Source organism: Stagnihabitans tardus, from assembly GCF_009925085.1.
GTDB classification, from domain to species: Bacteria; Pseudomonadota; Alphaproteobacteria; order Rhodobacterales; family Rhodobacteraceae; genus Stagnihabitans; species Stagnihabitans tardus.
In genome coordinates, this window is sequence record NZ_JAABNR010000084.1 from 1 (window position 1) to 895 (window position 895).

The 895-nt window shown below is 63.4% G+C and carries 1 pseudogene; it reads right to left on the reverse strand.

The window, feature by feature from the left end:
* Positions 1-99: 99 nt before the first annotated feature.
* Positions 100-895 (reverse strand): annotated as a pseudogene (gene tnpC, locus GV832_RS21695) (IS66 family transposase); the annotation flags it as partial.

Genomic DNA, 895 nt, shown 5'->3' on the forward strand with positions numbered 1-895 from the left:
ACCGTATGCGGCGGTTGCGTCCCATCTATTTTGGGGTTGTGGCGGTTTGATGTGCGGGATCGACCGACGGGTGAGCACGTCCGGGAGTCCCGGATGAGCTTATGAAGAGGGGTAGGCGCTGCTGGCTGTTGCCCATGGCATCAGCGCATCGATGTCTTTGTCGAGGTGCCCTTGGGCGAGGCGGGTAAAGAGATCTCGCAGGTAGGCATAGGGTTCGACGCCGTTCATCTTGCAGGTGCCAATCAGGCTGGCGAAGCGGGCCCAGTTTCGGCCGCCTTCGTCATGACCGGCGAAGAGGGCGTTGCGGCGGTTCATGGCAGGGCTGCGGATTGCATTCTCGACGAGGCTGGAGTCCATATCGACCCGGCCATCGCCCAGGAACAGCCGGAAGCCGTCTTGGCGTTTCAGCATGTAGACCATGGCCTCACCGAGATCCGATTTGCGTGAGACGCGGGCAGCCTGAGCCTTCAGCCAGTCGAAGAACTCGTCGACCAGCGGGCGAGAGAGTTCTTGCCGGATGGCGCGACGGTGGTCTGGGTCGTGGCCTCGGATGGCATCTTCAACCTTGTAGAGGGCGGCGATGCGCAAGAGCGCCTCGTCAACGAGGGGCGAACCCTTCCGGGGCTTGGCCTTGATCAGCTTGCGCCGACCATGGGCCCAGCAGAAGGCCAGGCGTGAGCCAGATCGCCCCCGGTGCGCCTCGGCGTAGCCAGATGGGAGTAGCCCCCATAGGCATCGACCTGGATCGTGCCGTTGAAGCCCACAAGGATTTCGGCGGCATATTCGCCTTTGCGCCCGGGTCGATAGTGGAACACGACACCCGGCGGGGCGCTGCCGCTCCAGCCCCGGTCGTCCCGAAGAACCGCCCAGAGATATCCGGTCTTCGTTTTGCCTT